Annotated in this window: 27 protein-coding genes and 1 tRNA gene; 7 read left to right on the forward strand and 21 right to left on the reverse strand. The window is 65.7% G+C overall.

Annotation, left to right across the window (positions count from 1 at the left end):
* Window positions 1-20 precede the first annotated feature (20 nt).
* The 5 genes from fabG to LU671_RS27400 all read right to left on the reverse strand — a co-directional run bounded on the left by fabG (window position 21) and on the right by LU671_RS27400 (window position 3,706).
* Window positions 21-761, reverse strand: coding sequence for a 3-oxoacyl-ACP reductase FabG (fabG, locus tag LU671_RS27380; RefSeq protein WP_203647546.1), 741 nt, complete (start codon window positions 759-761; stop codon window positions 21-23).
* A gap of 16 nt (window positions 762-777) precedes the next feature.
* A complete protein-coding gene (gene fabD / locus LU671_RS27385; RefSeq protein WP_232857557.1) occupies window positions 778-1,716 on the reverse strand; it encodes an ACP S-malonyltransferase in 939 nt (312 codons plus the stop codon).
* Between the two features lie 252 nt (window positions 1,717-1,968).
* Window positions 1,969-2,979, reverse strand: a complete 1,011-nt coding sequence (gene plsX / locus LU671_RS27390) for a phosphate acyltransferase PlsX (RefSeq protein WP_442964154.1) — start codon at window positions 2,977-2,979, stop codon at window positions 1,969-1,971.
* 3 nt (window positions 2,980-2,982) lie between these two features.
* Complete coding sequence (gene rpmF, locus LU671_RS27395; protein ID WP_028690987.1) at window positions 2,983-3,165, reverse strand: 50S ribosomal protein L32; 183 nt, start codon at window positions 3,163-3,165, stop codon at window positions 2,983-2,985.
* 13 nt (window positions 3,166-3,178) lie between these two features.
* Complete coding sequence (locus tag LU671_RS27400; protein ID WP_023630499.1) at window positions 3,179-3,706, reverse strand: YceD family protein; 528 nt, start codon at window positions 3,704-3,706, stop codon at window positions 3,179-3,181.
* 96 nt (window positions 3,707-3,802) lie between these two features.
* Between LU671_RS27400 and LU671_RS27405 the strand changes: the two genes are divergently transcribed.
* A complete protein-coding gene (locus LU671_RS27405) occupies window positions 3,803-4,381 on the forward strand; it encodes a Maf family protein (RefSeq protein ID WP_232857558.1) in 579 nt (192 codons plus the stop codon).
* Window positions 4,382-4,571: 190 nt separating this feature from the next.
* On the opposite strand, the gene LU671_RS27410 is transcribed toward LU671_RS27405, so the two are convergent.
* The 3 genes from LU671_RS27410 to rluC are packed head-to-tail and all read right to left on the reverse strand — an operon-like array spanning window position 4,572 to window position 7,198.
* Complete coding sequence (locus LU671_RS27410; RefSeq protein WP_232857560.1) at window positions 4,572-5,558, reverse strand: S49 family peptidase; 987 nt, start codon at window positions 5,556-5,558, stop codon at window positions 4,572-4,574.
* Window positions 5,559-5,560: 2 nt separating this feature from the next.
* Entirely contained in the window at window positions 5,561-6,241 is a 681-nt protein-coding gene (locus tag LU671_RS27415; RefSeq protein WP_232857561.1) for an HAD family hydrolase, read from the reverse strand.
* 3 nt (window positions 6,242-6,244) lie between these two features.
* Complete coding sequence (gene rluC, locus LU671_RS27420; RefSeq protein ID WP_203647551.1) at window positions 6,245-7,198, reverse strand: 23S rRNA pseudouridine(955/2504/2580) synthase RluC; 954 nt, start codon at window positions 7,196-7,198, stop codon at window positions 6,245-6,247.
* A gap of 796 nt (window positions 7,199-7,994) precedes the next feature.
* Here rluC and rne point away from each other — a divergent pair.
* Window positions 7,995-11,240, forward strand: coding sequence for a ribonuclease E (rne, locus tag LU671_RS27425; protein ID WP_232857562.1), 3,246 nt, complete (start codon window positions 7,995-7,997; stop codon window positions 11,238-11,240).
* A gap of 186 nt (window positions 11,241-11,426) precedes the next feature.
* On the opposite strand, the gene murB is transcribed toward rne, so the two are convergent.
* From murB to LU671_RS27465, 8 genes are all read right to left on the reverse strand, one after another.
* Window positions 11,427-12,446, reverse strand: a complete 1,020-nt coding sequence (gene murB / locus LU671_RS27430; protein WP_203647552.1) for a UDP-N-acetylmuramate dehydrogenase — start codon at window positions 12,444-12,446, stop codon at window positions 11,427-11,429.
* The gene (locus LU671_RS27435; RefSeq protein WP_232857564.1) at window positions 12,443-12,907 is read right to left on the reverse strand and encodes a low molecular weight protein-tyrosine-phosphatase; all 465 of its coding nucleotides are present in this window, start codon (window positions 12,905-12,907) and stop codon (window positions 12,443-12,445) included. Before LU671_RS27435 ends, murB begins: the two co-directional genes overlap by 4 nt.
* Complete coding sequence (gene kdsB, locus LU671_RS27440; RefSeq protein ID WP_232857566.1) at window positions 12,907-13,671, reverse strand: 3-deoxy-manno-octulosonate cytidylyltransferase; 765 nt, start codon at window positions 13,669-13,671, stop codon at window positions 12,907-12,909. The genes LU671_RS27435 and kdsB overlap by 1 nt, the downstream gene beginning before the upstream one ends.
* Complete coding sequence (locus LU671_RS27445; RefSeq protein WP_011532874.1) at window positions 13,668-13,853, reverse strand: Trm112 family protein; 186 nt, start codon at window positions 13,851-13,853, stop codon at window positions 13,668-13,670. Before LU671_RS27445 ends, kdsB begins: the two co-directional genes overlap by 4 nt.
* A gap of 34 nt (window positions 13,854-13,887) precedes the next feature.
* Window positions 13,888-14,892, reverse strand: coding sequence for a tetraacyldisaccharide 4'-kinase (lpxK, locus tag LU671_RS27450; protein WP_232857567.1), 1,005 nt, complete (start codon window positions 14,890-14,892; stop codon window positions 13,888-13,890).
* The gene (locus LU671_RS27455; RefSeq protein ID WP_186735899.1) at window positions 14,892-15,326 is read right to left on the reverse strand and encodes an ExbD/TolR family protein; all 435 of its coding nucleotides are present in this window, start codon (window positions 15,324-15,326) and stop codon (window positions 14,892-14,894) included. Before LU671_RS27455 ends, lpxK begins: the two co-directional genes overlap by 1 nt.
* Window positions 15,323-15,958, reverse strand: a complete 636-nt coding sequence (locus tag LU671_RS27460; RefSeq protein ID WP_028690976.1) for a MotA/TolQ/ExbB proton channel family protein — start codon at window positions 15,956-15,958, stop codon at window positions 15,323-15,325. Before LU671_RS27460 ends, LU671_RS27455 begins: the two co-directional genes overlap by 4 nt.
* A 182-nt stretch (window positions 15,959-16,140) precedes the next feature.
* On the reverse strand, window positions 16,141-18,357 hold the full coding sequence (locus tag LU671_RS27465) for a DNA internalization-related competence protein ComEC/Rec2 (protein WP_232857568.1): 2,217 nt from the start codon (window positions 18,355-18,357) through the stop codon (window positions 16,141-16,143).
* A 144-nt stretch (window positions 18,358-18,501) separates the two neighbouring features.
* Here LU671_RS27465 and LU671_RS27470 point away from each other — a divergent pair, with 144 nt between their 5' ends.
* Entirely contained in the window at window positions 18,502-19,143 is a 642-nt protein-coding gene (locus LU671_RS27470) for a DUF2062 domain-containing protein (RefSeq protein ID WP_052896362.1), read from the forward strand.
* On the opposite strand, the gene LU671_RS27475 is transcribed toward LU671_RS27470, so the two are convergent.
* The 3 genes from LU671_RS27475 to LU671_RS27485 form a co-directional block, all read right to left on the reverse strand.
* A complete protein-coding gene (locus LU671_RS27475; protein WP_186716199.1) occupies window positions 19,027-19,806 on the reverse strand; it encodes an ABC transporter permease in 780 nt (259 codons plus the stop codon). The two genes, LU671_RS27470 and LU671_RS27475, sit on opposite strands and share 117 nt — an antisense overlap.
* A complete protein-coding gene (locus LU671_RS27480) occupies window positions 19,803-20,735 on the reverse strand; it encodes an ABC transporter ATP-binding protein (RefSeq protein ID WP_028690973.1) in 933 nt (310 codons plus the stop codon). The genes LU671_RS27475 and LU671_RS27480 overlap by 4 nt, the downstream gene beginning before the upstream one ends.
* 132 nt (window positions 20,736-20,867) lie before the next feature.
* The gene (locus LU671_RS27485; RefSeq protein WP_232857570.1) at window positions 20,868-21,491 is read right to left on the reverse strand and encodes a glutathione S-transferase; all 624 of its coding nucleotides are present in this window, start codon (window positions 21,489-21,491) and stop codon (window positions 20,868-20,870) included.
* A 531-nt stretch (window positions 21,492-22,022) separates the two neighbouring features.
* Here LU671_RS27485 and LU671_RS27490 point away from each other — a divergent pair.
* The 4 genes from LU671_RS27490 to LU671_RS27505 all read left to right on the forward strand — a co-directional run bounded on the left by LU671_RS27490 (window position 22,023) and on the right by LU671_RS27505 (window position 25,765).
* Window positions 22,023-22,262, forward strand: a complete 240-nt coding sequence (locus LU671_RS27490; protein ID WP_203647562.1) for a hypothetical protein — start codon at window positions 22,023-22,025, stop codon at window positions 22,260-22,262.
* The gene (locus tag LU671_RS27495) at window positions 22,259-22,498 is read left to right on the forward strand and encodes a DUF3077 domain-containing protein (protein WP_203647563.1); all 240 of its coding nucleotides are present in this window, start codon (window positions 22,259-22,261) and stop codon (window positions 22,496-22,498) included. The genes LU671_RS27490 and LU671_RS27495 overlap by 4 nt, the downstream gene beginning before the upstream one ends.
* Window positions 22,499-22,732: 234 nt before the next feature.
* Entirely contained in the window at window positions 22,733-25,180 is a 2,448-nt protein-coding gene (locus LU671_RS27500; protein WP_203647564.1) for an acyl-CoA dehydrogenase, read from the forward strand.
* A 174-nt stretch (window positions 25,181-25,354) separates the two neighbouring features.
* Window positions 25,355-25,765 carry a PA2817 family protein gene (locus LU671_RS27505; protein ID WP_232857572.1) on the forward strand — a complete coding sequence of 137 codons (411 nt, stop codon included), beginning with the start codon at window positions 25,355-25,357 and terminating at the stop codon, window positions 25,763-25,765.
* Window positions 25,766-25,828: 63 nt separating this feature from the next.
* Here the strand turns inward: LU671_RS27505 and LU671_RS27510 are convergent, their stop codons facing one another.
* Together LU671_RS27510 and LU671_RS27515 are read right to left on the reverse strand one after the other, a co-directional pair.
* Complete coding sequence (locus LU671_RS27510; RefSeq protein WP_232857574.1) at window positions 25,829-26,053, reverse strand: hypothetical protein; 225 nt, start codon at window positions 26,051-26,053, stop codon at window positions 25,829-25,831.
* A gap of 248 nt (window positions 26,054-26,301) precedes the next feature.
* Window positions 26,302-26,377, reverse strand: a tRNA-Gly gene (locus tag LU671_RS27515).
* Window position 26,378 lies beyond the last annotated feature (1 nt).

Below are 26,378 nucleotides of genomic sequence, written 5' to 3' on the forward strand. Positions count from 1 at the left end.
GTCACATTGAGTTGCGGTTTTTACATGTACATCCCGCCGTTCACCGGCACGGTGGCGCCGGTGACATAGGCTGCGCCGTCGGAAGCCAGGAAGGAAACCACTTTCGCGATCTCCTCGGCCTGGCCCAGGCGGCCCAGCGGAATCTCTTTCTGCAGGGCCTCGCGCTGCGCTTCGGGCAGTTCGCGGGTCATGTCGGTGTCGATGAAGCCCGGGGTCACCGAGTTGACGGTGATGCCACGCGAGCCCACTTCACGGGCCAGGGCACGGCTGAAGCCTTCCAGGCCAGCCTTGGCGGCGGCGTAGTTGGCCTGGCCGGCGTTGCCCATGGCACCCACCACCGAGCCGATGCTGATGATACGACCCCAGCGGGCCTTGGTCATGCCGCGCAGCACGCCCTTGGACAGACGGTAGAGGCTGTTGAGGTTGGTGTCGATCACGTCGAACCACTCGTCGTCCTTCATCCGCAGCATCAGGTTGTCGCGGGTGATGCCGGCGTTGTTGACCAGGATGGCCGGTGCGCCGAACTGCTCACCGATGGCGCCCAGCACCGCCTCCACGGACTCGGCGCTGGTGACGTTCAGCTCCAGGCCGGTACCGTTGATGCCGTGCTCTTTCAGGGTGGCGGCAATGCGCTCGGCGCCAGAAGCGGTGGTGGCGGTACCGATCACGGTCGCGCCCTGGCGGCCCAGCTCGAGGGCGATGGCCTGGCCGATACCACGGCTGGCGCCGGTGACCAGTGCAACTTTACCTTGCAGGCTCATGCAAGCTTCTCCGAATTCAGGCCAGCGCCGCACGGGTGGCGGCGACGGCGTCTGGGGTGTTGAGGTTGTAGGTGGTCACGCCGTCGGCGCAACGCTTGTTCAGGCCGGCCAGGACCTTGCCCGGACCGCATTCGACCAGGTTCACCGCGCCGCGCTCGGCCAGGGCCTGCACGCACTCGACCCAGCGTACCGGCTGGTACAGCTGTGCCAGCAGATCGTGCTTGAGGGCGTCGAGGTCGGCGGCGATGGCGGCGGTGACGTTCTGCACCACCGGGATCTGCGGGGCCTTCCATTCGATGGCATTGACCGACTCGGCGAAACGCTCGGCGGCCGGCTTCATCAGCGCGCAGTGCGATGGCACGCTGACCGCCAGCGGCAGGGCGCGCTTGGCGCCAGCCACTTTGCACAGCTCCATGGCGCGATCCACCGCCGCCTTGTTGCCAGCAATGACCACCTGGCCAGGGGAGTTGAAGTTCACCGCGCTGACCACTTGGTCTTCGGCGGCCTTGGCACAGATTTCGACCACGACCGCGTCGTCCAGGCCGAGGATCGCGGCCATGGCGCCGTGACCGGCCGGCACGGCTTCCTGCATCAGCTGACCGCGGCGCTCGACAAGGCGCACGGCGTCTTTGAGCGACAGGCTGCCAGCGGCGACCAGGGCGCTGTATTCACCCAGGCTGTGACCGGAGACAAACGCAGGCTGCGCGCCACCCTCTTCCAGCCACAGGCGCCACAGGGCGATCGAGGCGGTCAGGATGGCCGGCTGGGTCTTGTCGGTCTGGTTGAGTTGTTCTTCCGGGCCTTCCTGGACCAGTTTCCACAGGTCATAGCCCAGGGCCTCGGACGCTTCCTTGAAGGTCTCGACGATTACCGGTTTTTCGGCGCCCAGCTCTTTGAGCATGCCCAGCGACTGGGAACCTTGACCAGGAAAGACGAATGCGAGGGATGCAGACATTGAACAAGCCCTTATGATCTTGTCGTCGGATAGGGTGCGCCAAGCCCTGGGCTGGACGCAGAATCTGAAAGCTTGGATGGATACACAGACCAAGCGGTCACATTTAAGCACTTCATCGGCGATATGCCTAAGATCTTTGCTTGTCTGTGCCGGCCCTTTCGCGGGTAAACCCGCTCCCACAGGATTGCCACAGGCCTGAAGGTTGCAGGGCACCTGTGGCAGCGGGTTTACCCGCGAAGAGGCCGGCGCAGGCTACGGCAGCAAGTCCTCCAGACGCCCGTGCAGGCGTTGTGGCAGGTTCTCCTGGATCTCGATCAGCGCCCGCTGGATCGCACTCTGCAACCCCTGCACGCCCGCCGAGCCATGACTCTTGATGACGATGCCCTGCAACCCCAGGAAGCTTGCGCCATTGTGTCGCGCCGGCGCCAGGTCGGCCTGCAGGCGCTTGAGCAACGGCATGGCCATGGCCCCCGCCGCCCGCGCCAGCAGCCCGCCACGGAACAACGCCTCGATGCGCGCACCGATCATGGTTGCCAGGCCTTCGCTGGACTTGAGCAGGATATTGCCGACAAAACCGTCGCACACCACCACGTCCGCCTCGCCACGGTACAGCCCGTCGCCCTCGACGAAGCCGATGTAGTTCAGGCCCCGGGCGTTCTGCAGCAGACTGGCGGCCAGTTTGACCTGCTGGTTGCCCTTGATGTCCTCGGTGCCGATATTGAGCAGTGCCACCCGCGGCCGGTTCACGCCCAGGGCCTGGGCGGCCACCGAGCCCATCACGGCGAACTGGTAGAGGTTTTCCGCGCTGCAATCGACATTGGCGCCGAGGTCGAGTAGCTGACAATAGCCGGCCTGGGTCGGAATCGCCGCCACCATCGCCGGGCGATCGATGCCGGGCAGGGTCTTGAGCACCAGGCGCGACAGGGCCATGAGCGCACCGGTATTGCCGGCACTCACGCAGGCCTGGGCCTTGCCATCACGCACCAGTTCGAGGGCGACGCGCATCGACGAGTCCGGCTTGCCCCGCAACGCCTGCGATGGCCGCTCGTCCATGCCGATCACTTCGCTGGCCGCGACAATCTGCAGGCGCGCGCGATCCGCAGCCGCAAGGCCGCTGAGCAGATCTTCAAGGAGGGAGGGTTGACCGACGAGGGTCAGGTGCAGCGAGGGGGTAGCCGAAAGGCAGGCAATGCTAGCCTGGACAATGTTGCGGGGACCGAAGTCCCCGCCCATTGCGTCGATCGCGATGATCTGAGCGGACAAGGATTACTCGTCGGCGCCCTTGTCGATCACTTTGCGACCACGGTATACGCCTTCTGGCGATACGTGGTGACGCAGGTGTACTTCACCGGTGCTCTTCTCTACCGACAGAGCTTCTGCCGACAGGGCGTCGTGCGAACGGCGCATGTCACGGGCAGAGCGGGATTTTTTGTTCTGCTGAACAGCCATAATTGATTAACTCCTAAACGTTTGGGTCACGCTTTAACTGCGCCAATACACTGAACGGGTTGGACCGCGATACCTCGTCCTTGCTCGGCTCGGGCTCATCGAGTCCCGCCGGCTGCTGGCATTCTTCCGGATGATGAGCAGGCACGATCGGCAGGGCGAGCAACAGCTCTTCCTCGACCAACGCCTGCAGATCCAAAGGATCTTCGCCCAGTTCCAGCACGTCATAGCCTTTCGGCAACGACTGGGTGTTCGCACCCTCCTTCACCACGGCGTATGTACATTCGCTGTGGATCGGCAGGGTGACCAGCTCAAGACAACGCTGGCAAACCATCTTGACTTCGACATCCAGCGCGCTGTGGATAACCACCACGTGCTGTTCATCTCGTTCAAAATCGAACTTCGCCTGCACCGTACCGACATTGTCGGAAAGCGGGTCGCAGAGTCTTTCCAAATCAGCGAGTTGCAGCGAACCTTCGAGGGTTACGCCACGATCAGCCAATTTGCGCGGGTCAACGTGAGGTGGAATCGGGTCATTCAACATAGGCGCAGCATTCTAGGGATGCACCCCCTCCCTGTCAAAGGAAATTAGGTGCCATCTCGCATGTTAGAATTCGGGGTAATTGCCCAGGAGTCTACCATGCTTCCCTTGTTACTGGCTTCCAGCTCTGCGTACCGCCGCGAACTGCTCACCCGCCTGCGCCTGCCCTTCACCTGGGCGAGCCCCGACCTTGACGAACGGCGCCTCGATGACGAGCCCGCCGTCGAGCTGGTCCGCCGCCTGGCCCGACAGAAGGCCGAAGCCCTGGCCGCCAGCCACCCCGACCACCTGATCATTGGTTCCGACCAGGTGGCGGTGCTGGGCGAGCAGATCCTCGGCAAGCCCCACACCTTCGAACGCGCCTGCGAGCAGTTGCTGGAGGCCAGCGGGCAGCAGGTCACCTTCCTCACCGGGCTAGCGCTGCTGAACAGCGCCACAGGCCACTGCCAGGTCGATTGCGTGCCGTTTACCGTGACGATGCGCGAGCTGGATCGGGAGCGCGTGGAGCGCTATGTGACGGCCGAGCAGCCGCTGGACTGCGCCGGCAGCTTCAAGGCGGAGGGATTGGGGGTCAGCCTGTTCCAGAGCACCCATGGCTGCGATGCCACGAGCCTGATCGGGCTGCCTCTGATTAGACTGGTGGACATGCTGCACAAGGAAGGTGTGCGGGTGCCCTGAGCACCAGCCCTCTCAAGGCATTAAAAATTAGCGCCTGACTTGGAATTGCCGGGGCTGCTTTGCAGCCCTTTCGCGGCACAAGGCCGCTCCTACAGACGAGCGTGACCCCTGTAGGAGCGGCCTTGTGCCGCGAAAGGGTCGCAAAGCGACCCCTGCATCTTGGACCGATCCACGACGATGAACCTTCAGCTCAACGCAGCGAAGGCCCCTGGAAGCCCATGTACAGCGCCAGGCGCTCAGCCACGCTGGCACCGATGCGCTTGGAGAAGCGATCGAACGGCGACTCCTGAACGGTGAAGTCAACCAACTCCTTCTCACCCACGATGTCGCGGGCGACATAGCTGGCACTGCCCAGCCCATCCACCAGCCCCAGCACCTTGGCCTGCTCGCCGGACCAGATCAGCCCGCTGAACAGCTCCGGATGCTCCTTGTCCTTCAAACGCTCGCCCCGCCCCTGCTTGACCATGGCGATAAACTGGCGATGAGTGGTGTCCAGCACACCCTGCCAGAACGCGGTCTCCTCGGGTTTCTGTGGCGAGAACGGATCGAGGAACGCCTTATGCTCGCCAGCCGTATAGGTACGACGCTCCACCCCCAGCTTGTCCATGGTCCCGACGAAGCCATAACCGGCCGCGGTGACACCAATGGAGCCGACCAGGCTGGCCTTGTCGGCATAGATCTCGTCGGCGGCGCTGGCGATGTAGTAGGCGCCGGACGCGCCCAGGTCGGCGATCACCGCATACAGCTTGATGGCCGGGTACTCGGCGCGCAGGCGACGGATCTCGTCATACACGTAGCCCGACTGCACCGGACTGCCGCCCGGGCTGTTGATGCGCATGACCACGGCCTTGGTCTTCGGATCCTTGAACGCCTCGCGCAGGCTCTTGACGATATTGTCGGCACTGGCCGGCTCCTGGTCGGCAATCACCCCGCGCACCTCAACCAGCGCGGTATGGTTGCCGCTGCGCGAGGCCGCCTTGTCCACATCCATCAACGGCGTGAACAGGAACAGGATGCCGAACAGGTAAACGAAGGTCAGCAGCTTGAAGAAGATCCCCCAGCGCCGCGCCCGGCGCTGCTCCTGGACGCCGGCCAGCAAGGTCTTCTCCAGCAGCTTCCAGCTCTTGCGCTCCTCGCCGGTTTCGTCCGGCTCGGGCGCCTTCCATTCGTCAGTCATGCTCACCTACCTTGGAAATTGATCTGCGCAGGCTCGGCCAGCCATTCGCGCAACTGGGAAAAATGCTCGATGCACACTTGCGGACCGAATTCGGCCAGGGCCTGCAGCGACATGGCGCCGTAGCCCACGGCAACCGAATGCATGCCGGCATTGCTGGCCATCTGCAGGTCGAACGCCGAATCTCCGACCATCAGCGCCCGTCCAGGTTCGACCCGGCAATGGGCGAGAATTTCTTCGAGCATCAGCGGATGCGGCTTGCCACGGGTTTCGTCGGCCGCCCGGGTGATATCGAAATAACCTTCCCAGCCATTGGCCTTGAGCACCCGATCCAGGCCGCGTCGCGCCTTGCCGGTGGCCACCGCCAGGCGATAGCCCTCGGCACGGAACGCTTCCAGCGACTCGACCACGCCGTCGAACAACGGCGACGGCTGTTGGTCCAGCGCCATGTAGACGTCGGCGTAGTGCTGACGGAACGCCTCGACCTGCGGTGCATCTAGGTGCGGGTACAGGGTAGCGATCGCCTCCCCCAGCGCCAGGCCGATAATACCCTTGACCGCCTCGTCGCTACTGGCGACCTCGCCGGCACGCCCGGCGGCCACGTTCATGGCCTCGACGATGCGCCCGATGGAGTCGGCCAGGGTGCCGTCCCAGTCGAAGATCAGCAGGTCATAACTTTTATTCATGGCTCAGGACGCCAGCCGCTCGATGGTCTTGGCCCACATCTCGTCCACCGGCGCCTCGAGCTTGAGCTCGCCACCGTCGGGCAGCGGCACGGTCAGCTGGTAGGCATGCAGGAACAGACGCTTGCCGCCCAGCTCGCGGATCTCGCGACTGAAGTCTTCATCGCCGTACTTGCTGTCGCCGGCGATCATGTGCCCGGCATGCAGGGTATGCACGCGGATCTGGTGGGTACGCCCGGTGATCGGCCGCGCCTCGACGATGGTGGCGAACTCGCCGAAGCGGCGCAGCACGCGGAACATCGTCAGCGCGTCCTTGCCCTCGTCATTGACCTCGACCATGCGTTCGCCGGAACGCAGGTTGCTCTTTTGCAGCGGCGCGTTGACCTGCTTCTTCGAGGTCGGCCAGTGGCCGCGCACCAGCGCCATGTAGCGCTTGTCGACGCCATCACCGCGCAGGGCGGCGTGCAGGTGGCGCAGCATGCTGCGCTTCTTGGCGATCATCAGCAGGCCCGAGGTGTCGCGGTCCAGGCGATGCACCAGCTCGAGCTCCTTGGCGTCCGGGCGCAACTGGCGCAGCGCCTCGATCACGCCGAAGCTCAGGCCGCTGCCGCCATGCACGGCGATGCCGGCTGGCTTGTTCATCACGATCAGCGCCTTGTCCTCATAGACAATGGCGGCCTCAAGGCGCTGCAGCAGCCCCTGGGCCACCGGTGCCGGCTCGTCGCGCTCGGGCAGACGCACCGGCGGCACGCGCACGATATCGCCGGCCTGCAGCTTGTACTCAGGCTTGATCCGACCCTTGTTGACCCGCACCTCACCCTTGCGCAGGATGCGGTAGACCAGGGTCTTGGGCACGCCCTTGAGGGCCGTGATGAGGAAATTGTCGATGCGCTGGCCGGCAAGCTCCGGCGGGACTTCGATCAGCTGAACGCCGGAAGTCGGGGGGGTATTGGTCGTCATGGCGGGATCATAACAATTTTTTATGGAATTGAAGCACTTAATCATTGCTGCTATAGTCGCGAACGCCGCCAAAAGCGGCAGGCCAGCGGCACCAGGCTCTACGCCGGCCCTGACCATCGCAATTCCCGAGGACGCGAGGCCGTCCTACGGAGCGTTCGCCAGTTTAACTAAATGCCTGGAATCGCCACCAGCGCTGTGTAGAGAAGACCGAAAAAAAACGACAAGTGCGGTGTTTCACCTGCTTACCCGATTCTTTTCGCCGTACCTCTGCCCGCCACCGTCGTCTCCGCGCATTTGGGCGAATGCCTCGGAAATTCCTGCCTTGGATATGTTATGGCGCCAGCCCGGAACCGGGCTGGCGAAAAATGCAACCCGTTGCGGATTCAGCGCGCGGCAGCACCGAATTTTCAAGGGATACGTGCAGGGTGGAGATGCACAGCCCTCGGACCGTGTGGCACCGAACCCGCCCCAGCGCCCCACTCAACGGGCGATGAGCGGACAAGGTCCTCAACAGACGCCCTAGTGGCGTCCACGGCCGACCGGTTGATTCCTCCTCCTGACTGAGTGCACCAGGCCCGCTCGATTGATTCGGATAACCTTCGAAAAGCTCGACAGGTCTTTTGGCACCGCAAAACAGGACGCGTCGTCGCGACAACGGCAGGCTGGGCAACCGGCTGGTGCCGAACGTCGCCAGACACGGGGGTGGCCCGCCACCCTTTGCGCACCTTGGCACCGACCCTGAGAAGTCGTGTGTGCCGCACGCCGTTTCCGGCAGCCCGGAAACCGACGGTACAACATGAAAAGAATGCTGATTAACGCAACTCAGCCCGAAGAGTTGCGTGTAGCCCTGGTGGACGGCCAACGTCTCTACGACCTGGACATCGAGTCCGGCGCCCGTGAGCAGAAAAAGGCCAACATCTACAAAGGCAAGATCACCCGGATCGAGCCCAGCCTCGAAGCCGCCTTCGTCGACTTCGGCTCCGACCGTCACGGCTTCCTGCCGCTGAAGGAAATCTCCCGCGAATACTTCAAGAAAGCCCCTGAAGGCCGGGTCAACATCAAGGAAGTCCTGAGCGAAGGCCAGGAAGTCATCGTCCAGGTCGAGAAGGAAGAGCGCGGCAACAAAGGCGCCGCCCTGACCACCTTCATCAGCCTGGCCGGCCGCTACCTGGTGCTGATGCCCAACAACCCGCGCGCCGGTGGCATCTCCCGCCGCATCGAAGGCGAAGAGCGCAACGAACTGCGCGAAGCGCTGAACGGCCTGACCGTTCCGGGCGACATGGGCCTGATCGTGCGCACCGCGGGCCTGGGCCGCAGCAGCGAAGAAATGCAGTGGGACCTCGACTACCTGCTGCAGCTGTGGACCGCCATCAAGGAAGCCTCGCAAGACCGCGCCGCGCCGTTCCTGATCTACCAGGAAAGCAACGTCATCATCCGCGCCATCCGCGACTACCTGCGCCAGGACATCGGCGAAGTGCTGATCGACAGCATCGACGCCCAGGAAGAAGCCCTGACCTTCATCCGCCAGGTGATGCCGCAGTACGCCAGCAAGGTCAAGCTGTACGAAGACAGCGTGCCGCTGTTCAACCGCTTCCAGATCGAAAGCCAGATCGAAACCGCCTTCCAGCGCGTGGTCGACCTGCCGTCCGGCGGCTCGATCGTCATCGACCCGACCGAAGCCCTGGTGTCCATCGACATCAACTCGGCGCGCGCCACCAAAGGCAGCGACATCGAAGAAACCGCCCTGCAGACCAACCTGGAAGCGGCCGAAGAGATCGCCCGCCAGCTGCGCCTGCGTGACATCGGCGGCCTGATCGTCATCGACTTCATCGACATGACCCCGGCCAAGAACCAGCGCGCCGTCGAAGAACGCGTGCGCGAATGCCTCGAGGCCGACCGCGCCCGTGTGCAGGTGGGCCGCATCTCGCGCTTCGGCCTGCTGGAGATGTCCCGTCAGCGCCTGCGTCCATCGCTGGGCGAAAGCAGTGGCATCGTCTGCCCGCGCTGCTCCGGCACCGGCATCATCCGTGACGTCGAGTCGCTGTCGCTGGCGATCCTGCGCCTGATCGAGGAAGAAGCGCTGAAGGACCGCACCGCCGAAGTGCGCGCCCAGGTGCCGATCCCGGTGGCCGCCTTCCTGCTCAACGAGAAACGCAACTCGATCACCAAGATCGAACTGCGTACTCGCGCACGCATCATCATCCTGCCGAACGATCACCTGGAAACCCCGCACTTCGAAGTCCAGCGCCTGCGCGACGACAACCCGGACGTGCTGACCAACCAGTCCAGCTACGAGATCGCCTCGGCCGAGACCGAAGAAGCGCCGCAGCCGACCGCCACCCGCACCCTGGTGCGCCAGGAAGCCGCGGTCAAGACCGCGCCGGCCCGTGCCAACGCACCGGTTCCGGCCACCGCTGAAGAACAGCCTGCCCCTGCCGCGCCGGTCGCTGCCCCTGCCGCCGCCGAGCCGAGCCTGTTCAAGGGCCTGGTCAAGTCGCTGGTCAGCCTGTTCGCCGGCAAGGAAGAGCCCGCCGCCGCACCGGCCGCCGCCACCGAGAAGCCAGCCACCGAGCGCTCGCCACGCAATGAAGAGCGTCGCAACGGTCGCCAGCAGAGCCGCAACCGCAACGGCCGTCGCGAAGAAGACCGCAAGCCACGCGAAGAGCGCGGCGAGCGCGCCCCGCGTGAAGAGCGTCAGCCTCGCGAAGAGCGTGCCCCGCGTGAAGAACGCGCGCCACGTGAAGAGCGTCAACCGCGCCAGCCGCGTGAAGACCGCCGCGGCAACCGCGAAGAGCGTGTGCGCGAACTGCGCGAGCCGCTGGACGCCGCGCCGGTTGCCCGCGAAGAACGCGCCCCGCGTGAAGAGCGTGCGCCACGCGAAGAACGCGTAGCCCGTGAAGAGCGCGCACCACGTGAAGAACGTGCTCCACGTGAAGAACGTGCTCCACGTGAAGAACGTGCCCCTCGCGAAGAACGCGCTCCACGTGAAGAACGCGCCCCTCGCGAAGAGCGTGCTCCACGTGAAGAACGTGCCCCTCGCGAAGAACGCGCTCCACGTGAAGAACGTACCCCTCGCGAAGAGCGTGCCCCACGGGAGGAACGCGCTCCACGCGAAGAGCGCCAGCTGCGCCCTGAGGTGCAAGCCGCCGAACAGGTTGCCGAGCTCGCCGAGGAAGAACTGCCGAACGAAGAGCTGCTGCAGGACGAGCAGGAAGGTGCCGATGGCGAGCGTCCGCGCCGTCGTTCCCGTGGCCAGCGTCGTCGCAGCAACCGTCGTGAGCGCCAGCGCAACGCCAATGGCGAGCTGATCGAAGGCAGCGACGAAGACGCCGGCGAAGAGCAGCCACAACAGCACCAGGCCACCGAGCTGGGTGCCGAACTGGCCGCCGGCACTGCCGTCATCGCCGCTGTCGCCACCAGCAACATCAGCGCTGACGCCGAGGCCGAAGCCAACCAGCAGGCCGAACGCGCCAGCGCCGCTGTCGCCGAGACCCAGGTGGAAATCACCGAAGTCGTGGCCGAGCAGGTCGCCATCGCCCCGGTGGTCGAGCAGCCTGTCAGCGAGCCTGTGGTCGCCGCCGAGCCAAGCATCGAGCCTGTAGTTGAAGTGGCGCCGCAGCCAGTGGTTGAAGAAGCCGCCGCCGAGCAGCCGGCCGCCGCCGTTGTCGAGGCAGCCGTCGAGCCTGCAGCGGTCGTGGAAGCCCCTGTGGTGGAAGCGGGCGAGATCGAGAAGGCACCGGTTGCCGAAGTGGTCGAAGCCCAGGCGCCAGTCGCCGAGCAGCCTGCTCCGGTGGTCGAAGCCGTCGAAGCCCAGCCTGAAGTGGTCGAAGCCCCGGTGGCCGAGCCTGCGCCAGCCGTGGTTGCCGAAGAAGCGCCAGTCGAGCCGTCCACCATCATGCTGTCGAACGGCCGTGCGCCGAACGACCCGCGTGAAGTGCGTCGCCGCAAGCGTGAAGCCGAAGCAGCCGCCGCTGCCCTGGCCGCCGCTGCCCCGGCCGAAGCCCTGGAAACCGCTGACGAGCACAAGCCTCATCACGGTTGATAGCCTCGGCTGAATGAAAAAGCCCCGCCAGTGCGAACTGGCGGGGCTTTTTCTTTGCCGGTGTGGATGGCACCGGCTCTGCCGGTGATCGCGGGGCAAGCCCGCTCCCACGCAGTCCCTCTCAGCCGCGGGACGGTGGCGTGGGAGCGGGCTTGCCCCGCGATAGGGCTGGCACAGGCCAACCCATCAGTACAGGTTCGGCTCCATCTCCAGCTCCACCCCGAAGCGCTCGAGGATATCCGCCTGGATCCGCCGCGCCAGGGCATGCAACTGCGCCCCACTCGCCTGGCCGTAGTTCACCAGCACCAGCGACTGCAAGCGGTGCACCCCGGCATCACCATCGCGATAGCCTTTCCACCCCGCCTGCTCGATCAGCCAGCCGGCCGCCAGCTTCACCTGGCCATCGGCCTGGGGATAGGCCACCACGCCAGGGTGCCCGGCACGGATGCGCTCGACCAATTCAGCGGGCACCACGGGGTTCTTGAAGAAGCTCCCAGCGTTACCCAGCTCAGCCGGATCCGGCAGCTTTTCCCGACGGATACTGCAGATCGCGTCGCTGATCGCCTGCGCGCTCGGCTGCTCGACGCCCTGCTCCGCCAGGCGCTGACGCACCGGGCCGTAGTCCAGGTGAGCCTGCAAGGTGCGGCTCAAGGCAAAGCGCACGCGCAGGATCAGCCAGCGCCCGGGGCTGCGCTTGAACAGGCTGTCGCGATAACCGAACGCGCAGTCCTCCAGCGAGAAGTCCCGCAGCTCGCCGGTCTCGCGGTCCAGCGCGGTCAAGCCGGCGAACACATCCTTGATCTCCACGCCATAGGCACCGACGTTCTGCATCGGCGCGGCGCCCACGGTGCCGGGGATCAGGCTGAGGTTTTCCAGCCCGCACAGCCCCTGCCCAAGGCTCCACTGCACAAACGGGTGCCAGGGCTCGCCGGCCTCGGCCTCGACCACCACCCGCTCGCCGTCGTCGCTGAGCAGGCGTCGGCCACGGCTGGCCATATGCAGCACCAGGGCCTCGACATCGCGTGACAGCAATAGGTTGCTGCCGCCGCCGATCACCAGCACCGGCACCTGCCGCTCGGCGGCCTGGGCCAGGGCCTGGCGGACTTCGTCGTCGTCATGGGCCTGGGTGAAGTAGCGGGCACTGACATCGATGCCGAAGGTGTTGTAGGGCTTGAGCGACACCCGCTCCTGCCAGTGCGTCGTCATAACCGCCCCTTGATTTCCACGACCAGCTCGCGACAGGCCGCCTCGATCAGGTCCAGGACCTGCTCGAAGCCTTCGACACCGCCGTAGTAAGGGTCCGGCACTTCGTCCAGGGCCGCGCCATAGCGGCGCAGGAACAGGTCGAGCTCGCCCTTGGCGTTGTGCGGGCGCAGGGCCTGCAGGTGGCCCAGGTTGCTCTTGTCCATGGCCAGGACCAGGTCGTACTCGGCGAAGTGCGCCGCCTTGACCTGCTGGGCGCGCTGGCGCGACAGGTCGTAGCCACGGGCCAGGGCGGCCTTGCAGGTACGGCTGTCGGGCGCCTTGCCGACATGCCAGTCGCCGGTGCCGGCGGAGGCCACCTGCACCACATCACCCAGGCCTGCGGCCTCGAGCTGGTGGCGCAGCACGCCTTCGGCGGTCGGAGAACGGCAGATATTGCCGAGGCAGACGAACAAAACGCGCATCAGGCCTCCAGCAAGCGCCGTACGCGCTCCAGGTCTTCAGGGGTGTCCACACCCACGGCCGGTGCCTCGATGGCGTCGGCGACATGGATGCGCACGCCGTGCCACAGGGCGCGCAGCTGCTCCAGCGATTCGGTCTGCTCCAGCCAGCACGGGCCCCAGGCGACGAAGTCCTGGAGGAAGCCCACGCGGTAGGCGTACATGCCGATATGGCGGCGATAGGGCACGCCCTCCGGCAACTGGTCGCGGTTTTTGGCGAAGGCGTCGCGGGCCCAGGGCAGCGGCGCGCGGCTGAAGGTCAGGGCCAGGCCGTGCTTGTCGCTGACCACCTTGACCGCGTTGGGATTGAAGATGGTTTCTGGCGCGTGGATCGGCTCGGCCAGGGTGGCGATGCCGGCTTCCGCGTGCGCCGCCAGGTTGGCCGCCACCTGGTCGATGATCACTGGCGGAATCAGCGGCTCGTCGCCTTGCACGTTGACCACGATGGCATCGGCGGCCAGGCCCAGTTGGGCAGCCACCTCGGCCAGGCGATCGGTGCCCGACTCGTGGTCGGCGCGGGTCAGCAGCACTTCGGCGCCGAACGCTTGGCAGGCTTCGACAATGCTGGTGTCGTCGGTGGCGATGACCACGCGGCTGGCACTGCTCTTGCGCGCCTGCTCCCACACATGCTGGACCATCGGCTTGCCGGCGATCGGCAGCAATGGCTTGCCCGGCAGGCGCGTGGAGCGCAGCCGGGCGGGAATCACCACGGTGAAGTCCAGGCTCATTTGTCCAGGCGCTCTTCATCGGTCAGGGTGCGCGCCTCGCTTTCCAGCATCACCGGGATGCCGTCGCGGATCGGATAGGCCAGGCCCGCGCCCTTGCTGATCAGCTCGGTCTTGTCGGCGCTGAGCTTGAGCGGGCCCTTGGTGATCGGGCAGGCCAGGATATCGAGCAGTTTGGTGTCCATGGAGGTGTCCTTGCGACGGAAAATGAAAAAAGGCTCAGGGGCGGCCGGGCAGCAGGCGGTCGAGCTGGGCGTCGAACCAGGCGCTGAAGGCGGGCGTCGGCACGGCGTCGACCGCCAGGTACCACCAGTCGTCGGCGGCGAAGGGCCGGCATTTCACCGCATCCTTCTCGGTCATCACCAACGGCAGCGGCGGGCTGAACGACAGCACTTCACGGCTGTAGGGCGCATGGTCGGCGAAAGGGTGCGGCACCGGCTGCCAGTGTAGCCCCAGCAGGGTGTTGAAGAAACGTTGCGGATTGCCGATGCCGGCCACGGCGTGCAGCGCCTGGCCAGCCGGGAACATGTCGAGCTCGCGGCGTTCGCCGCTGCGCAGGTTGATCAGCGCCGAGGGTTGCAGGCGGAAGGCGAAGCCGTCGTCGCGGTCGCTCTCGGCGCCGTTGAACAGCACCGCGTCCGCCTCGCCCAGCCGCTCGGCCGGTTCACGCAACGGGCCGGCCGGCAGGCAGCGGCGATTGCCCAGGCCCCGGGCGGCGTCGATCAGCACCAGCTCCAGGTCGCGGGCCAGGCGGTAATGCTGCATGCCGTCGTCGCACAGGATCAGGTCTGGCGCGTCGCTGGCCAGCAAGGCCTGCACGGCGCGGGAACGGTCGGGGTCGATCACCAGCGGCACGCCGGTGCGCTGGACGATCAGCAAGGGCTCGTCGCCGGCCTGCTCCGCAGGCTGGTCAGCCTGGACGCGCCAGGGATAGTGCGGCGGCTTGGCGCCATAGCCACGACTGACCACGCCGACCTTGAGCCCCTGCCGGCGGCAGTGCTCGATCAACCAGAGGATCATCGGCGTCTTGCCGGTACCGCCGACGGTGATGTTGCCCACCACGATCACCGGTACCGGGGCACGGTAGCTGGGGCTTTCGCCACTGAGGAAGCGCGCGCGCTTGCGCGTCACCACGCGCCGGTACAGCGCCTCCAGCGGACGCAGCAGGGCCAGCGCCGGATGCCCGGCGTACCAGGCGGCGAGCAGACGGTCGGCGAAGGCCATCAGGGCTTGCCCTGCGCGGCCTCGACGGTGGTCATGCGCAACTTGCTGAAGCCGAGCTTGCCGGCCGCGTCCATTGCGGTGATCACAGCCTGGTGCGGGGTCTTGCCGTCGGCGCTGATGGCCAGCGGCAGAGTGATGTCACCGCCGGACTCCTTCTCGATCGCCTCGGTCAGGGTGTCCAGGTCGCTCTTGGGCAGCAAGTGGTTGTTCACCGAATACACGCCGTCGGCGCTGATGGAGATCTCCACCAGCTTGCCCGGGTCGGCCGGCGGCTGCTCGGCGCTGCTGGCCTCGGGCAGCTCGACGCGCAACTGGGTCTCGCGGGTGAAGGTGGTGGTGACCACGAAGAACAGCAGCAGCACGAAGACCACGTCGATCAACGACGCCAGGTTGATGTCGACGTTCTCGCGCTGGCGATTGCGCCGGAACTTCACGCCTTGCCTCCGGCCACTTCCACTTCGCGGTCGCCCTGCAACACTTCCACCAGCTTGATCGCTTCCTGCTCCATGCCCACCACCAGCTCATCGATGCGGCGCAGCAGGAAGCGGTGGAAGAACACCGCCGGGATACCGACCATCAGGCCGGCCGCGGTGGTAACCAGGGCCTTGGAGATACCCCCGGCCAGAACGGCGGCGTTGGCGGTCATCTGCGAGCCCATGAAGGCGCTGAAGATGTCGATCATGCCCAGCACGGTGCCCAGCAGGCCCAGCAGCGGGGCCATGGCGGCGATGGTGCCGAGGGTGCTGATGTAACGTTCCAGCTCGTGGATGACCCGCGAGGCGGCCTCCTCGATGCACTCCTTCATGATCTCGCGGCCGTGGCGCGAGTTGGCCAGGCCCGCGGCAAGGATCTCGCCCAGCGGCGAGTCGGCGCGCAGGGCCTTGAGCTTGTCACTGGTGAGTTGTTTGTCCTTGATCCACATCCACACCTGGCCCAGCAGGTGCGGCGGGGTGACACGGCTGGCGCGCAGGGTCCACAGGCGCTCGACGACGATCGCCATGGCGGCGATGGAGCTCAGGATGATCGGCAGCATCATCCAGCCACCGGACTTGACCAATTCCCACACAGTTAGCATCCCCTCGGAAAAAGGCCGCCACTCTACCATAGGACCGCCTGGGGCTCATCTGCCGGAGGTCAGGGAAACGTTCGGTCCGCGTAATCGCGGGGCAAGCCCGCTCCCACGCAGGTCCGCTCACACGATGGTTTCGCGCTGGCGTGGGAGCGGGCTTGCCCCGCGATGGCGCCGGCTCAGCCCTCGTCAACCTCACGCCAGAACCGCCGCTCCCGCCGCACACCCTCCACCCCGCCCTGGCTCCCCAGCACCAACCGCAACGCCCCCTCCACCGCCGTGTCATGCACCACCACCCCATGCCGCCGATAGCGCTCGATCACCTGCCCATGGGGATGCCCGAAGCCATTGTGTCGCCCTCGGGAAATCAGCACCCCGCGCGGCGCCGTGGCCTGGACGAACGGCTCGCTGGACGACGTGCGGCTGCCATGGTGCGGCGCCTGCAGCCAGTCCACCCGAGGATCCTCGACCGTGGCCAGCCAGGCGCGCTCCGCCCCGGCCTCCATGTCCCCGGCCAGCAGCAGGCGCTCGCCCATGGCCTGCACCCGCAACACACAGGAACGCTCGTTGCTGGAAGCCCCCTGCGGCCAATGCCAAAGCTCGAAATCGACGCCATCCCACTGCCAACGCTCACCACTGCTGCACAGCGACGCCGCCTCCAGCCCGTCGACCTCGCCGGCCAGCACCCGCGCCACCGGTACCCCACGCCGCACCGCCGCCGCCCCACCGGCATGGTCGGCATGGCCATGGCTGATCAGCATCACATCCAGCGCCTTCACCCCGAGCTTGCGCAAGGCCGGCAGCACCACCGTCTCGCCCAGGTCACTGCCACCCCGGGCCGGGCCTGCGTCATACAGCAGCGCGTGATTGCGGGTACGCAGCAGCACCGCCAGACCCTGCCCCACATCCAGCTGCCAGACCTGCACCTGGCCCAAGGGCACCTGTTCGCGTGGCGCCCACAGCGCCAGCAACATAACCGCCCCCGGTGCCCGCAATGGCACGCCCCGGGGCAGCAGCACCAGCACGGCGCCCAGGCACACCAGCAGCCAGGCCCACAACGGCAGCGGCTCGGGTATCCAGGCCGGCTGCTGGCCCGCCAATCGCGTCAGCACGGCAAACAATCCATCCAACGACAGGCCCGCCAGCCACAGCATTCCCTCCCCCAGCCCAGGCACCGGCAACATGGCCGTGCCCAGCAACGCCAACGGCAGCACGCCCAAACTAAGCCACGGCACCGCCAGCAGATTGGCCAGCGGCGCGCTGAGGCTGACGGGCAGCCCCAAGGCCAGCAATACCGGCAACAACCCTACGGCGATCACCCACTGGGCGCGGGTCCAGGCCTGCCAGGGCCGCCAGGCGCCCAGCCGCGCGGCAAAGCACAACACCAATACCGCCACGGCAGTGAACGACAGCCAGAACCCCGGCAACAGGCTGGACAGCGGCTCGACCAGCAGCACGCCCGACAGCGCCATCAGCAACGGCACCCAGGCGCCCAGGTGACGAAAACGCAAGCGCCAGAGCAGCACCACCGCCAGCATCAGGCACGCCCGCTGCACCGGCACGCCGAACCCCGCCAGCCAGCCGTACCCTAGCGCCGCCGTCATCGCCAGGCCGCAGGCCCAGGGCAGCCACGGCAACCGCCGGGGCCAGGCCCCCAGACGCGCCAACCCTGCCACCAGCCCATAGACCAATCCGGCCAGCAAGCCGATGTGCTGTCCGGAAATCACCAGCAGGTGCACCGTGCCGGTGGCCTGCAGCACCTGCCAATCCTCCCGTGCCAGGCCTGCCCCATCCCCGAGCACTAGGGCGGTCAACGCCGCCTCCCGGCCATGGGCATCGGTGGCCAGCAAGCGCTGGCGCAGGCCGTCGCGCCAACTGCTGGCCTCCTCCCCCTGGCGTGTACCGGCCTTGACCGTGCCGGTGGCGCCGACCCGCCGTGCCAACAGCGTGGCCTCCTGATCCGGGCCATGCGGGTTGAGCAGGCCCTGCGGCCGACGCAGGTTGACTGCCAGCCGCCAGTGCTCCCCCGCCCGCAGCGGCGGCCCGTCAAACCAGCTCAATTGCACCCGCTGCGGCAACCGGGCCCGGCGCGACTGCGGCTGCTCCAGCTCAAAACGCACGCCGCGCTCGGTGCGAGTCGGCAGGCCCACCACCCGCCCCTCCAGCCACAGCGTACGGCCGTCCAGCGCGGCCGGCAGGCGGTCGTCCAGGGCCTGCTGCGCCGACCAGCAGGCCCAGCAAACACCCAGCAGGAACCCGCCCAGCGGCCAGGCCCGGGTACGCAGGCAGGCCAGGGCCAGCAACAGCAGTGGAATCAGCCATCCGACCGGTGGCAAGGCAGGCAAGAAGCGCAGGCTCAACAGCCCGAGGACCAGCGCCAGCATCCCTGTGCGCATGAGATAGAGCTCCAGAAGCGAAAACGCCCCCTGAGGCTTAGCCGATTGGCGGGAAAAACCTGCTAATCAATTGTCACAAACTCTGAACGAGGTTGCGCTTGAATGAAGGCATACTGACGCCCTTCAACCCCGCCGGGAGCCCACATGCCGCGCCGTCTGTTCAAACGCTACATGCCGGACCCGACCAGCATCCGCGAACACAAGTCCTTACGTTTTTTCGGCAAGCTGCTGCACGACCCCAACCTGTGGCACCTCAATCGCCATTCGGTGGCGCGGGCCATGGGCGTCGGTCTGTTCGCGGCGTTGATCCCCATCCCCATGCAGATGCTGCTGGCCGCCGCGCTGGCGATCCCGGTGCGCGGCAACCTACCGATCGCGGTGAGCCTGGTGTGGCTGACCAACCCGCTGACCATGCCGCCGGTGTTCTTCGTCACCTACATGACCGGCGCCTGGCTGATGCAGGTGCCGCCGCGCACGCTGCCCGACGAGATCACCGTCGACTGGGTCACCGACCAGCTGGCGACGATCTGGCAACCGTTCCTGCTCGGCTCGGTGGTGTGCGGGGTGGTGCTCGGCGTGCTCGCCTACTTCACCACCATGGGCTACTGGCGCTGGTGGGTGGGCCGGCAGTGGCGCCGGCGCCAGTGCCGCTGTGCCCTCACCCGCAGCTCAGGCACGCATGCCGCGGCCGCTGACCAGCAGGCGCACGCACAGCAGGTAGAGCAGCGCGGTGGCCACCAGCATGAAGCTGATCGCCGTGCCGATGCTGATGTCCGACACCCCTAGGATGCCGTAGCGGAACGAGTTGACCATGTGCAGCACGGGGTTGGCCAACGACACGGTCTGCCAGAACGGCGGCAGCAGGTTGATCGAGTAGAACACCCCGCCCAGGTAGGTCAGCGGCGTCAGCACGAAGGTCGGAATGATCGAGATGTCGTCGAAGTTGCGGGCGAATACTGCGTTGACAAAGCCCAGCAGCGAAAAGATCGTCGCCGTCAGCAGCACCACGATGACCGTCACCCCCAGGTGATGCACCTGCAAATCGGTGAAGAACAGCGACAGGAAAGTCACGATCACCCCCACCGCCAAGCCGCGCAGCACGCCACCCAGCACATAACCGACGAGGATGGTGTGCGGCGACACCGGCGAGACCATCAGTTCCTCGATGGAGCGCTGGAACTTGCTGCCAAAGAAGCTCGACACCACGTTGCCGTAGGAGTTGGTGATCACCGACATCATGATCAGCCCCGGCACGATGTACTCCATGTAGGTGAAGCCGCCCATGTCACCGATCTGCCGGCCGATCAGGTTACCGAAGATCACGAAGTACAGGACCATGGTGATCGCCGGCGGCAGCAGGGTCTGCGGCCAGATGCGCAGGAAGCGCCGCACTTCGCGGTAGACGATGGTGTTCAGGGCGACCCAGTTGGTGCGCAGCTCCACACTCATACGGCCACCTTCGACAGGTTCTTTTCCACCAGGGACACGAACAGCTCCTCGAGTCGGTTGGTCTTGTTGCGCAGGCTTTGCACCTCGATGTTCTTCAACGCCAGCTGGCCGAACAGCGCGGTGATGCCGATGTCCTTGTCCACCTGCACCTCCAGGGTGTGCGGGGTGATCAGCCGGCACGGGTAGCCCTGCAGCTCAGGGGCGGCGGGCAGGTCGTGCTTGAGGTCGAGGACGAAGGTCTCGACATGCAGCTTGCCCAGCAGCTGGCGCATGCTGGTGTTCTCGACGATGGTGCCGTGGTCGATGATGCCGATGTTGCGGCACAGCTGCTCGGCCTCTTCGAGGTAGTGGGTGGTGAGGATGATGGTGATGCCCTTCTGGTTGAGCTCGGTGAGGAAGCTCCACATCGAACGGCGCAGCTCGATGTCGACCCCCGCGGTCGGCTCGTCGAGGATCAACAGGCGCGGCTCGTGGATCAGCGCCCGGGCGATCATCAGCCGGCGCTTCATGCCGCCGGACAGCGAACGCGACGGCACGTCGCGCTTGTCCCACAGCCCGAGTTGCGTCAGGTACTGCTCGGCGCGTTCCTTGGCCACCTTGGGCGGGATGCCGTAGTAGCCGGCCTGGGTGACGACGATGTCGAAGGTCTTCTCGAACTGGTTGAAGTTGAACTCCTGGGGCACCACGCCCAGGCAGCGCTTGAGCGCCGCCGGCTCGCGGTCCAGGTCGTGGCCGAACACGTTGACCGTGCCGCTGGTCTTGTTCACCAGGGTCGAGAGAATGCCGATGGTGGTGGACTTGCCGGCGCCGTTGGGGCCGAGCAAGGCGAAGAAGTCGCCTTCGGAAACGTCCAGGTCGATGCCCTTGAGGGCCTGGAAACCGTTGCCGTAGGTCTTGGTCAGCTGTCGGATGGACAGGGCGGAACTCATAGCGGGTCGGGTACCGAGAAAAGGGTTCGGGACACGCCAGGCAAAGTCACTGGCGCAGTGAGTGCGGCCATGGTGCAAGGGCTGGCCGCACAAGTACAGTCACATCTATTGATAATGACTATCGAAGTGGCGTCACGTCAGGGCGGTCATCACCGCCGCCTGGTAGGCCGGGCGCTGCTTGAGGCGCGCGTACCAGGCTTCGAGGTGGTGCATGGCCGGGCGTTCGATGGGCATTTCGAACCAGGCGTAGATGAAGCTGCCCAGGGGGATGTCGCCCATGCCGATCTGCTCGCCGGAGAGGTACGGCTGCCTGGCCAGGGTCTCGTCGGCGATGGCCAGCAGTTGCGCGCACTGCTTGTGCGCGGCGTTGATCGCCACCCAGTCGCGCTGCTCCTCGGGGGTGCGCAGCAGGCCCCAGAACAGCGGACGGAAGGGGCCGGCGAAGGACGAGGTGGTCCAGTCCATCCACTTGTCGGCCAGGGCGCGCTGGCGCGGGTCGTCGAGGTACCAGCCTTGTTCTTCGCCGTACTCGGCGCACAGGTAGCGCACGATGGTGTTGGACTCCCACAGCACCAGGTCGGCGTCTTCGAGCATGGGCACCAGGCCGTTGGGATTGAGTGCCCGGTAATGCGGTTCGTTGACCACGCCGAAGGCGCCGCCGGCATCGATGGACTCGAAGTCCAGGCCCAGCTCGTGGGCGATCCACAACGCCTTGCGCACATTGCTCGAATTCTTGCGGCCCCAGATCTTCAGCATGGCAACGTCCTTAATGAATGCGGGAGGGGGCCAGTCTACCCCAAGCGGTGGGCGGTGCCAGTGAAACCGGGGGGCCGCTTTGCGGCCCTTTCGCGGCACAAGGCCGCTCCTACAGGGACCGCACCACGGCAGAACTGGCGCATATCCTGTAGGAGCGGCCTTGTGCCGCGAAAGGGCTGCGCAGCAGCCCCAGCGACCTCAGAGACTGTCAGATCTTTCCGAACCTGAAACCAAATGCTTCAGCCAGCAAAGCTTGGGAACTATCCTACGCGCTTGCCGGAAGCCGCCACGTTGTCGGGGAAATACCCCGGGGATAACTTCATCGGGTCGCCCAATTGGGTGACCGGGTGTGAGAAACCCGATTTCCACAACGGTAACGCGCCTCCGTCATGGTGGCCGTGTACGGGCAGACCTCGGTCTGGCCGGGTTTACCTTGTGGCCCGGATTTCTCACCTCGTACATGGCTGCCACCTTGATCTCGTGAGAAAGGATGCGGGTGGTGGTTACTCGTAACCACAAGGAAGCTCGACCATGAAAAAAATCGTCCCCGACCCACCCCGTCTCTCCCACTTCATCACCATCCGCCCCACCCTCCCCCGCGACGACGCCATGGCCGCCGCCGTCGAAGTGGCCACCGCCATCTCCGATGTCCTCGACATCTACTTCAAGACCGAGCCCGGCGAAGCCCAGGACCGCCTGTTCACCGTCAGCGACTACCTCGGTCAGCTCGCCTGCGCCCTGCTCGAGCACAAGCCGCAGGTGCAGCCATGAGCCGCGGGCATACCGCAGGCCGCATCACCTGCCTGGACCTGTTCAAGGTCGAGCCGGGCGTTACCTTCGAAGACGCCTTCAGCGAGTTGTCGGTGCTGCTCGGCTGCATCCGCCACCTGACCTGCGAAGCGGAGATGGAAGGCGACCTGCTGGCCGGCAGCTCGGCGCGGATCCTCAGCGCCATGGCCAAGGCGCTGATCGATGACATGGAGGTGGGGTTGAACAGAAGTAAATGATCCCCGGGGCCGCTTTGCGGCCCTTTCGCGGCACAAGGCCGCTCCTACATGGGATCGCGGCCGTCTGTAGGAGCGGCCTTGTGCCGCGAAAGGGCTGCAACGCAGCCCCACAATCCCCCAACCGCCACCGAACTCCCGCCACCCAACCCGGTCAGTCTTCTAAGCAGGCCATCCACCCCAACACGTCTAAGCTCTGTGGATCGCCCCCCGCCCCGCTTCCAAGGAGGAAGAATCATGCTGCTGTTGTGGTTGCTGGTCCTGGTGCTAGGCGCCGCGTATCTCCTGCATCGACGCCTGGCGCCGTTGCAGATCCTCGCGGCAATCGCCGCCTACACCCTGCTCATGGGCCTGTTCAGCACGGCGCCGGGCTGGCTGCTGACGCTGATCTGGGTGGTGATCGCCCTCAAGGTCGCCTTCTTCGTCCTGCCAGAAATGCGCCGCAAACTGTTCACCGCGCCGATGTTCAGCTGGTTCCAGCGCACCCTGCCGCCGATGTCGCAGACCGAGCGCGAAGCCATCGACGCCGGCACCGTGTGGTGGGACGGCCACCTGTTCAGCGGCCGCCCCGACTGGAACACCCTGCTCGACTACCCCGCGCCCAAGCTCAGCGAGGAAGAACAGGCCTTCATCGACGGCCCCACCGAGCAGCTGTGCGCCATGGTCAGCGACTGGCAGATCGGCCAGGACCTCGACCTGCCGCCGCAAGCCTGGGACTTCATCAAGCAGCACGGCTTCTTCGCCCTGATCATCCCCAAGGAATACGGCGGCAAGGGCTTCTCGGCCTACGCCCACTCCCAGGTGGCGATGAAACTGGCCACCCGCAGCGGCGACCTGGCCTCCACGGTGATGGTGCCCAACTCCCTGGGCCCGGCCGAACTGCTGCTGCACTACGGCACCGACGAACAGCGCAGCCACTACCTGCCGCGCCTGGCCCGTGGCGACGACATCCCCTGCTTCGCCCTCACCGGCCCCCTGGCCGGCTCCGACGCCGGGGCCATGCCCGACACCGGCGTCATCTGCAAAGGCCAGTGGCAGGGTGAAGAAGTCATCGGCCTGCGCCTGAACTGGGAAAAGCGCTACATCACCCTCGGCCCGGTCGCCACCCTGCTGGGCCTGGCCTTCAAGGCCTACGACCCCGACCACCTGTTGGGCGAGCAGACCGAGCTGGGCATCAGCCTGGCGCTGATCCCCACCGACCTCCCCGGCGTGGAGATCGGCCAGCGCCACCTGCCGCTTGGCGCCGCGTTCATGAACGGCCCCAACAGCGGCAAGGACGTATTCGTGCCGCTGGACTGCCTGATCGGCGGCCAGGCCATGCTCGGCAAGGGCTGGATGATGCTGATGAACTGCCTGTCAGTGGGCCGCTCAATCTCCCTGCCGGCGGTCGGCACGGGCGCGGCCAAGTACACCAGCCTGGTCACCGGCCAATACGCCCGCGTGCGCGAACAGTTCAACGTACCGCTGGCCGCCTTCGAAGGCATCCAGGAATCCCTGGCACGCATCGGCGGCAACGCCTGGCTGATGGACAGCGCCCGCCTGCTCACCGCCAAGGCTGTCGACCTGGGGGAAAAACCCTCGGTGCTGTCGGCGATCCTCAAGTACCACCTCACCGAGCGCGGCCGCGAATGCATCCAGCACGCCATGGATGTGCACGGCGGCAAGGGCATCATCATGGGCCCGAACAACTACCTGGGCCGCAACTGGCAAGGCGCGCCGATCTTCATCACCGTCGAGGGGGCGAACATCCTGTCGCGCAACCTGATGATCTTCGGCCAGGGCGCGATCCGCTGCCACCCGTTCGTGCTCAGGGAAATGGCCCTGGCCGGACGCGAGGACCACGACCAGGCGCTGAACGAGTTCGACGACCTGCTGCTGCAGCACATCCTGTTCGCCGCCGGCAACGCCGCCAGCACCCTGGTGCTGGGCCTGGGCCTGGGGCATTTCGAGAAGGTCCCGGGCGATGCCTTGAGCCAGGGCTACTTCCGCGCCCTCAACCGCCAGGCGGCGGCGTTCGCCCTGCTGGCCGACCTGTCGATGATGCTGCTGGGCGGCGCGCTCAAGCGCCGCGAACGCCTGAGCGCCCGGCTGGGTGATGTGCTCAGCTACCTGTACCTGTCCAGCGCCGCGCTCAAGCGCTACCACGACCTCGGCTCGCCCGAACACCTGCGCCCCCTGCTGCGCTGGGCCCTGGAGGAAAGCCTGGGGCAGGCCGAGAAAGCACTCGATGCGTTGCTCGACAACTTCCCCAACCGCTTCCTGGGCTGCGCCCTGCGCGTGCTGGTGTTCCCGTTCGGCCGCCGACATACCGGGCCCAGCGATGAGCTGGATGCCGAGGTGGCGGCGCTGATCGGCCGCCGCAAAGGCGACCCGGCGCTGGAAGAGCTGCTGGCGGGTTGCTTCAGGCCTCAGGCCGACGGCGACCCGGTGGCCGCGCTGCAGACCGCCTGCGACCTGCTGGACGATGCCGCCCCACTGCACAAGGCGCTGCATCAGGCCATCAAGGAAGGTAAGGTGCAGGCGACACCAGGGCAATCGGTGATCGACGCCGCCATCGAAGCGGGCGCCTTGCAAGCGGAGGAAGGCCAACGCCTGCATCAGGCCGAGCAGGCGCGGCGGGTGGTGATCGATGTGGATGCGTTCGACAAGGAAGTGCTGTTGCCCGAAGCAGGCAAAGTGCGCTGAACATTCATCGACAACATCGCGGGGCAAGCCCGCTCCCACGAACAAGCCGTGAACATGTGTTCGTGGGAGCGGGCTTGCCCCGCGATAGCGCCAGCACAGGCAGCTACGCTGCCAGCCTATGCAAAACCGGCGTATACTCCGCCCCCCGTTTCAACCACCCCGAGGACCGCCGCCATGGCCAACCCCCACCTGGACTACCACCTGCAACTGCTCCACCACCTGCGCACCATCCTGGCCGCGCTGGGTGAAGCCGAACAGGTCCCGGAGGAAAGCCACGCCCTGTTCCTCGAGCGCTTCGACGAACTGCTCACCCTGCTGCCCCAGGACCCGCTGCAAAGCCAGTACCTGGGCCAAGACCTGATCTGCCAGGTGATCCAGCGCTACCCGCAGATCGCCCATCTGGTGCCGCGTGACCTGCTGTGGTTCTTTGGTGGCGATTGCCTGCACTTCATGCCAGATGAAGAGTTGGAGCTTTACCAAACGCTGGAAGAGCGCCGCTACGAGGCCGAGCAGAACGGTGAAGCGTTTGATTGGCACCAAGAAAAGCAACTGCTAGCCAAGCCTGCTCAGGGTGATATTCACTGATATAGATGCATCCCGGCCCCATCTGGGCCGGGAACCCCAATCACCTGAGCGGGACAAGTGAATTCACTCCGCCAAATCACGATCTAGCAAGTCAGGGGGAATCCTAGCCTCACCCCCGAAAAAATGATGCGCCGAAGAACATAAGAACTCTGCTTCCAGTCGAAGTCGTTCTACCTGCGAAGGGGGCTGCTTCCCTTTACTTTCTTCATAACGCCTCCACGCATCGACCGCCCGTTTACATATCTCCAGCTGGACTTCCAAATCCGTCGTTTCGATCGTCACGGTCATTGCTCCTTCCTTGTTCAAGGCAGAATGGAGTGTGATCAGGCGCGCCCAACATTCTCCCCCGACAGAGTAATAACTGATGGTATGAGTACGAACATCGGGCGTAACGAGTAGCGCCATGCCGTTGTACGCCCCCAGACGACATTAGCCAACTAGTAAAATTGATAGGTGTGCAGAGCCAGCTCGCCCCAAAAAACCAATCTCGCGAGCAAAAAAAAAACGCCACTTCAAACGAAGTGGCGTTTTCAATTTGGAGCGGGAAACGAGACTCGAACTCGCGACCCCGACCTTGGCAAGGTCGTGCTCTACCAACTGAGCTATTCCCGCA

The sequence above is a fragment of the Pseudomonas sp. NMI760_13 genome (genome assembly GCF_021283245.1).
Classification (GTDB): Bacteria; Pseudomonadota; Gammaproteobacteria; order Pseudomonadales; family Pseudomonadaceae; genus Aquipseudomonas; species Aquipseudomonas peradeniyensis.